The 7,227-nt window shown below is 71.1% G+C and carries 7 protein-coding genes; 2 read left to right on the plus strand and 5 right to left on the minus strand.

Annotated elements, in window-relative coordinates:
* Positions 1-4: 4 nt before the first annotated feature.
* The 4 genes from gap to rapZ all read right to left on the minus strand — a co-directional run bounded on the left by gap (position 5) and on the right by rapZ (position 4,269).
* A complete protein-coding gene (gene gap / locus ACFYP0_RS32630) occupies positions 5-1,009 on the minus strand; it encodes a type I glyceraldehyde-3-phosphate dehydrogenase (protein ID WP_124853956.1) in 1,005 nt (334 codons plus the stop codon).
* A gap of 267 nt (positions 1,010-1,276) precedes the next feature.
* The gene (gene whiA, locus ACFYP0_RS32635; protein WP_091403660.1) at positions 1,277-2,257 is read right to left on the minus strand and encodes a DNA-binding protein WhiA; all 981 of its coding nucleotides are present in this window, start codon (positions 2,255-2,257) and stop codon (positions 1,277-1,279) included.
* A 54-nt stretch (positions 2,258-2,311) separates the two neighbouring features.
* Positions 2,312-3,400: a gluconeogenesis factor YvcK family protein gene (locus ACFYP0_RS32640; RefSeq protein ID WP_386998482.1), complete on the minus strand. Its 1,089-nt coding sequence runs from the start codon at positions 3,398-3,400 to the stop codon at positions 2,312-2,314.
* On the minus strand, positions 3,397-4,269 hold the full coding sequence (gene rapZ / locus ACFYP0_RS32645) for an RNase adapter RapZ (protein ID WP_091405198.1): 873 nt from the start codon (positions 4,267-4,269) through the stop codon (positions 3,397-3,399). Before rapZ ends, ACFYP0_RS32640 begins: the two co-directional genes overlap by 4 nt.
* 282 nt (positions 4,270-4,551) lie before the next feature.
* Between rapZ and ACFYP0_RS32650 the strand changes: the two genes are divergently transcribed.
* Together ACFYP0_RS32650 and recQ are read left to right on the plus strand one after the other, a co-directional pair.
* Complete coding sequence (locus ACFYP0_RS32650; RefSeq protein ID WP_091403656.1) at positions 4,552-4,896, plus strand: hypothetical protein; 345 nt, start codon at positions 4,552-4,554, stop codon at positions 4,894-4,896.
* A gap of 76 nt (positions 4,897-4,972) precedes the next feature.
* Entirely contained in the window at positions 4,973-6,814 is a 1,842-nt protein-coding gene (gene recQ, locus ACFYP0_RS32655; RefSeq protein ID WP_124853958.1) for a DNA helicase RecQ, read from the plus strand.
* A 62-nt stretch (positions 6,815-6,876) separates the two neighbouring features.
* Here recQ and ACFYP0_RS32660 read toward each other — a convergent pair.
* Positions 6,877-7,227, minus strand: a 351-nt coding sequence (locus tag ACFYP0_RS32660) for a C39 family peptidase (protein ID WP_386998483.1), incomplete at its 5' end; no start/stop codon positions are given.

Raw genomic sequence — 7,227 nt, forward strand, 5'->3', positions numbered from 1 at the left:
GCGCTCACAGCGACGAACCGACCAGCTTGACGAGGTCGACCAGGCGGTTGGAGTAGCCCCACTCGTTGTCGTACCAGCCGACGACCTTGACCTGGTTGCCGACGACCTTGGTCAGCGGCGCGTCGAAGATGCACGACGCCGGGTCGGTCACGATGTCGGTGGAGACGATCGGATCCTCGTTGTAGACCAGGATGCCCTTGAGCGGGCCGTCCGCGGCGGCCTTCAGCGCGGCGTTGACCTCGTCCACGGTGGTCTCGCGACCCACGTTGACGGTGAGGTCGGTGACCGAGCCGGTCGGGATCGGCACCCGCAGGGCGTACCCGTCGAGCTTGCCCTTGAGGTCCGGCAGGACCAGGCCGATCGCCTTGGCGGCGCCGGTCGAGGTCGGCACGATGTTCAGCGCGGCGGCGCGGGCCCGACGCAGGTCCGAGTGCGGCGCGTCCTGGAGGTTCTGGTCCTGGGTGTACGCGTGGATCGTCGTCATCAGACCGTGCTGGATGCCGAACGTGTCGTGCAGGACCTTCGCCATCGGGGCGAGGCAGTTGGTGGTGCACGAGGCGTTGGAGATGATGGTGTGCTTCGCCGGGTCGTAGGTGTCGTGGTTGACACCCATGACGACGGTGACGTCCTCGTTCTTCGCCGGGGCGGAGATGATGACCTTCTTGGCCCCACCGTCGACGTGCGCCTTGGCCTTGGTGGCGTCGGTGAAGAAGCCGGTCGACTCGATGACGACGTCGGCGCCGACCTCGCCCCACGGCAGCTTCGACGGGTCCTTCTCGGCGTACGCCTTGATGGTCTTGCCACCGACGGTGATCTCGTCGGCGGTGGCCTTGACCTCGTACGGCAGGCGACCGAGGATGCTGTCGTACTTGAGCAGGTGGGCGAGCGTGGCGTTGTCGGTCAGGTCGTTCACCGCCACGACCTCGATGTCGGCGTCAGACGCCAGCACTGCCCGGAAGAAGTTACGGCCGATTCGGCCAAAGCCGTTGATGCCAACCCGGATGGTCACAGGTCCCATCTCCTCGCGTTCTGGTCCGCCGGCTTCAGACAACGGGCCGGCGGGAATGGTGTGCGCCGACCGTTGGAGCCGGCCGTCGACGGTTCATCTCGGCCACCCCGCCGCGCGGTCTGAGGACCTGACCGCCCGAGGCGGTGGGGCACGACGAGGAGTGCCGGTGTCGGCCCCCTTGCCGTACGCAGCGACCCTATCCGAGCGTGCGAGACCACGCTGCGCCGGGTCGTGCTCCCGGGCGCACCGTGCGGCCCCACCGTCCTATCAGACCACGAGCATGTCGGGCGTGACGGCTGCTTCCGTATCCGGGATGCCAAGGTCGCGGGCCCGCTTGTCGGCCAGCGCCAGGAGCCGGCGGATCCGCCCCGCGATGGCGTCCTTGGTCAGCGGGGGGTCGGCCAGGGCCCCCAGCTCCTCCAGCGATGCCTGACGGTGCTCCAGACGCAGCCGACCGGCGTCGGTCAGGTGGTTGGGCGCCTCGTCGGCGAGGATCTCCAGCGCACGGGTGACCCGGGCGGCCGCGGCGACCGCCGCCCGCGCCGAACGGCGCAGGTTGGCGTCGTCGAAGTTGGCGAGCCGGTTGGCGGTGGCCCGCACCTCGCGGCGTACCCGACGCTCCTCCCAGGCCAGCACGCTGGAGTGCGCGCCGATCCGGGTGAGCAGCGCGGCGATCGCGTCACCGTCCTTGACGACCACCCGGTCCACCCCGCGTACCTCGCGGTTCTTCGCGGTGATGCCGATGCGGCGGGCCGCGCCGACCAGGGCCAGCGCCGACTCCGGCCCCGGGCAGGTGATCTCCAGCGCGCTGGAGCGGCCCGGCTCGGTGAGCGAGCCGTGGGCCATGAACGCGCCCCGCCAGGCGGCGACCGCGCAGCAGACGTTGGCCGCCACCACGTGCGGGGGCAGGCCACGCACCGGGCGACCCCGCACGTCGAGCAGGCCGGTCTGCCGTGCCAGGGCCTCACCGTCCTTGACCACCCGCACGATGAAGTGGCTGCCCTTGCGCAGCCCACCGGACGCCAGCACGTGGATCTCGCTGGGGTAGCCGTAGACCTCGGCGATCTCCCGGCGCAGCCGCCGGGCCACCGCCCCGGTGTCCAGTTCAGCCTCCACCACCACGCGGCCGGAGACGATGTGCAGCCCGCCGGCGAAGCGCAGCAGCGCGGCCATCTCCGCCCGCCGACAGCAGGGCTTGGGCACGTCGACCCGACTCAGCTCGTCCTTGACCGCGGCCGTCATCGCCATTGTGCGTCCCCTCACGGACCTGTTCCGGCGTGTCGCCGGAGATTACGTACGTGTCTAACGATCGGCGCCCAGGACAGGCACCAGCGCGGCGCCCAGGGCAGCCGGATCATGGCGGGGAGTCCCGTCGACAACGGCGACGGGGGCGAGGACCAGGCGGGCACCCAGCGATTCTGCCGCACGTTCGACCGGTTCGGGGTCACCCACCGCCTTGGCATCGGCGAGCACAAGATCGACCTTGAGTTCGGGCAGGTACCAGTGCAGCGCCGCGAGATGGTCGGCGACGGAGAGCCCGAGGGTCTCCTTCTCCGCGGCGAGGTTCAGCGTGACCAGCCGCCGGGCCGAGGTGGACACGATCGCGTCGGCCAACTGCGGCACCAGCAGGTGCGGAAGCACACTCGTGTACCAGCTGCCCGGCCCGAAGATCAACCAATCGGCCGCCCGGATCGCCTCGATGGCCTCGGCGCACGCCGGTGGGGCGCTCGGGGTCAGGCGCAACGACTCGACCCGGCCGGTGGTGACGGCCACCTGGTGCTGGCCACTGACCGTGCGCACCTCGTCCGGGGCGGCCGGGTCGGCACCGCGTACCCGCGCCTCGATGCCGACCGGTTGGCGGGACATCGGCAGCACCCGGCCCACCGCGCCGAGCATCGCGCCGGCGTGCTCCAGCGCGGCCACCGGGTCGCCGAGCAGCTCCATGAGGCCGCAGAGCACCAGGTTGCCCACCGCGTGCCCGGTCAGACCGTCGGTCCCGGCCGACGCCCCGTCGGTGCCGCGCAGGGCCGCGTCCGTGCCGCGCGGGGCCGCGCCGTCCCGGTCCGGGTCGCCGCCCGCCGCCGGGCCCGGGCCGGTCGCGCCGGATCCGGGTACGCCCACCGGTACGGCGGCGAAGCGGTGCTGGAACAGCCCGGCGCTGCGCCGGGTGGCCGGGTGGTCCCCGGCCAACGCCACCAGCGCCTGGCGCAGATCTCCCGGCGGCAGGCCACCCCGCTCGGCCCGCAGCCGGCCACTGGAGCCGCCGTCGTCACCCACCGTGACCACCGCGGTGATGTCGAGGTCGAGTTCGGGAGCGCAGTGGCGCAGCGCACGCAACGAGGCGGACAGGCCGTGCCCGCCGCCGAACGCCACCACCCGCCGGGCCGTCATTCCCGCCCCAGGTCGCGGTGCTGGGCGTTCGCCGCCAGCCCGGAGTGACGCAGTCGGCTGGCCAACTCCTCGGCGATGGCCACGCTGCGGTGCTTGCCGCCGGTGCAGCCCACGGCGACCGTGAGGTACCGCTTGCCCTCCCGCTCGAAGCCGGTCGTGGTGGCGTTGACCAGGTCGGCGTACGAGGCGACGAAGGCGTCCGCGCCCTCCTGGCCCAGCACGTACGCGCTGACCGCCTCCTCCCGCCCGGTGTGCTCACGCAGCTCCGGAACCCAGTACGGGTTGGGCAGGAAGCGGGCGTCCAACACGAAATCGGCGTCCGGTGGCAGGCCGTACTTGAAGCCGAACGACAACACCGTGACCCGCAGCCGGCGGGCGTCCTCGCCGCCGAACAGCTCCTCGATGCGACGCCGGAGCTGGTTGACGTTCAGGTGGCTGGTGTCGATGATCACGTCGGCTTGGTCACGGGCCTCCTCCAGCAGGCCGCGCTCCACGGCGATGCCGTCGGCCAGCCGCCCGTCACCCTGCAACGGGTGCGAACGCCGAACGCTCTCGAACCGCCGGATCAGCACCTCGTCGTCGGCGTCGACGAAGACCACCCGGGGCGAGAATCCGCGCTCCTTGAGCTCCCGGATCGCCCCGACCAGGTCGGTGGAGAAGGCCCGCGACCGCACGTCCAGCACCATCGCGGTACGCCGGGCCGCGCCGCCCGCCTTGAAAGCCAGCTCGGCCATGTCCAGCATCAGGGCCTGCGGCAGGTTGTCCACGACGTAGTAGCCGACGTTCTCCAACGCACGGGCCACCGTGCTGCGGCCACCCCCGGAGAGGCCGGTGACCACCACGAGGGTGGTCTCCGACTCAGCCGCCATCTGCTCGTCACCGGCATCCGGGCCGTCGATCCGGTCACCGGCTGTGCGCGCCTCGCTCACCCGTACCCCCAAGCCGTGGCGCCGCGGCCGCCCTCGGCCGCGATTGGTCAATCAGCGACTCTATCCCGCCGCCGGGTCGCGGCCCGGCACCCGTGGCCGGGCGGCCGCCGCGGACCGCTTCGAGGGTCGCCCTCCCGACAGCCCGCACGCTTGATGACGATCAGTAGTTGTCAATACGCTCAACGTGATCGCTGCAGGTCAGACCAACATCTGGAGGGTGCGATGCACGACCTGGCGGACAAGAACAAGTACGTCGGCTTCCTGTTCATGCGAATCAGCCCCGAGTACTTCGCCCTCGGCCGCGAGGGCATCCACGAGATCTCCGCCGAGCACGCCCGCGACCTGGGCCGCTTCGCCAAGCAGCTCACCCACGTCGTCTGCACCGGGGTCAACGGCAAGTACGACCAGGTCACCATGGTCGAGGCCGACACCCTCGAGGAGATCAACGCGGCGGCCACCGCCTTCCGGATGGGCAACAAGGCCCGCTACATCGAGATCGTCGACATCGTGGTCGGGATGAAGGCCCCGCCGCGCGGCCTGGCCAACCGGTCCAGCCAGCCCGGCTGACCGCCTCGCCCGTCCGGCCCACCCGACCCGGGTGCGCCGGGCGGGCGCTGTCGGGGTCGGCTCGTAGACTCCCCGGATGGCTTCTCCCACCGACCTGCGGGCCGAGGACGCGCTGCCGGTGCTGCGCCGGGTGTTCGGCTACGACGCCTTCCGCGGTTTCCAGCAGGACGTGATCGACCATGTGGTCGCCGGCGGCGACGCGCTGGTGTTGATGCCCACCGGTGGTGGCAAGTCCCTGTGCTACCAGATCCCGGCCCTGGTCCGCGACGGGGTCGCCGTCGTCGTGTCCCCGCTGATCGCGCTCATGCAGGACCAGGTGGACGCCCTCACCGCGGTCGGCGTACGCGCCGGGTTCCTCAACTCGACCCAGACCCTGGACGCCCGGCGGCGGGTGGAGGCTGCCTTCGTCGCGGGCGAGCTGGACCTGCTCTACCTGGCCCCGGAGGCGCTCGGCGTCCGATCCACCCTCGCCCTGCTCGACCGGGGCCGCATCTCCCTGTTCGCGATCGACGAGGCGCACTGCGTGTCCCAGTGGGGGCACGACTTCCGCCCCGACTACCTCGCGCTCTCGATGCTGCACGAACGCTGGCCGCAGGTCCCCCGCATCGCCCTCACCGCCACCGCGACCAGCGCCACCCGCACCGAGATCGCGACCCGGCTCAAGCTCGACGACGCCCGGCACTTCGTGGCCAGTTTCGACCGGCCCAACATCCAGTACCGGATCGTGCCCAAGCGGGAGCCCCGCAAGCAGCTGCTGACCCTGCTGCGCGACGAGCACCCCGGCGACGCCGGCATCGTCTACTGCCTGTCCCGGGCCTCGGTCGACAAGACGGCGGAGTTCCTCACCGCCAACGGGGTCGCCGCACTGCCGTACCACGCAGGGCTGGACGCGGGTACCCGCGCTCGCAACCAACAACGCTTCCTGCGGGAAGACGGCCTGGTCATGGTCGCCACCATCGCCTTCGGCATGGGCATCGACAAGCCCGACGTCCGGTTCGTCGCCCACCTCGACCTGCCCAAGTCCGTCGAGGGCTACTACCAGGAGACCGGCCGCGCCGGCCGTGACGGTCTGCCGTCCACCGCCTGGCTGGCGTACGGGCTTCAGGACGTGGTCCAGCAACGCAAGATGATCGAGACGTCCGACGGGGACCTCGCCCACCGCCGCAACCTCGCCGCGCACCTGGACGCGATGCTCGCCCTCTGCGAGACGGTGCGCTGCCGGCGGGTCCAACTGCTCGAATATTTCGGCGAGACGACGACTGCCGCCTGCGGCAACTGCGACACCTGCCTCACCCCACCAGAATCCTGGGACGGCACCGTCGCCGCCCAGAAGCTGCTCTCCGCCGTCTTCCGCCTCGACCGCGAACGCAACCAGCGCTTCGGCGCCGGGCACTGCATCGACATCCTGCTCGGCAAACAGACCGACAAGATCAGCCAGTACGGTCACGACTCGCTGACCGTCTTCGGCATCGGCTCCGAGCTCAGCGAGGCCGAGTGGCGGGGCGTGGTCCGGCAACTGCTCGCCGAAGGGCTCCTCGCCGTGGAGGGCGACTACGGCACGCTGGCGCTGACCGAGGCAAGCGCCGACGTCCTCGCTCGCCGCCGTACGGTCACCATGCGCCGCGAGCCGGAGAAGCCGGCATCGAGCCGCTCATCGAAGCCGCGCGGCGCGTCCACCGTCGTGGCCGAGCTGACCCCGGCCGCCGCGTCGCTGTTCGAGCGGCTGCGAGCCTGGCGCGCGACCACCGCCAAGGAGCAGGGCGTCCCGGCGTACGTCATCTTCCACGACGCCACTCTGCGACAGATCGCCAGCGACGCGCCCAGCACGCTGGCCGACCTGTCAGGGGTCAGCGGAGTCGGCGAGAACAAACTCGCCAAGTACGGCGAGCAGATCCTGACCGTCCTCGCCACCGACTGAGGTCACGCCGAAGGGCCGGACCCTCGTGGGGGTCCGGCCCTTCGGTCATGTGGTGGTGTGGGTCAGCTGGTGGCGTAGCCGCGGGTGGCGATCCAGTCCGCGAGGTGCTCGACGCTGATCTGGTAGGCGGCCTGGTTGGGGTCGGCGGAGTCGGCGATGGTGACGGTGTCACCGTTGTTCTGGTAGCCGACGACGCTGATGTAGTGCCCGCCCTCGTAGGAGTGGCTCACACCGTCGGTGTCGGTGCTGGTGCCGGCGATGTTGGCGACCACGGCCCGGCCGTCGTCGACGGTCTTGACGATGTCGGCGCGCAGCTGATCGGTCTGCTTGGCGTTGGCGTCGGGGGTGCTGATTTCGACGGAGCGGTAGGCGTCGTTCTTACCGGTTTCCTTGTTCAGTACGGGGGTGATGTC

Source organism: Micromonospora arida, from assembly GCF_042873195.1.
GTDB lineage: Bacteria > Actinomycetota > Actinomycetes > Mycobacteriales > Micromonosporaceae > Micromonospora > Micromonospora arida.